We start from the raw sequence: 235 nt of genomic DNA on the forward strand, positions 1-235 counted from the left end.
CCGGCCGCCGCGCACGCCGGCAGTGCTGGGCTTCATCAGTGCCCGGACTGCGCCCGCATGCCCAGCGCGCTTGCCGGCATGGCCACAAGCATGAGCAGCGCCGACAGCACCAGCGCCCCGCTCAGCACATACAGGCTCACGGTGAATCCGCCCGTCAGCGTCTTGAGCGCGCCGACCATCATCGGCGCCACCAGCCCCGCGCTGCCGCCGATGGTGCTGATCAGCGCAATGCCCG

1 pseudogene is annotated in these 235 nt (G+C 71.5%); it reads right to left on the reverse strand.

The annotated features are described in order from the left end of the window. Positions 1-35 precede the first annotated feature (35 nt). A pseudogene (locus BMG07_RS41160) lies at positions 36-235 on the reverse strand (MFS transporter); the annotation flags it as partial.

The organism is Variovorax sp. E3 (assembly GCF_016082275.1).
In the GTDB taxonomy this organism is placed as follows: domain Bacteria; phylum Pseudomonadota; class Gammaproteobacteria; order Burkholderiales; family Burkholderiaceae_C; genus Variovorax.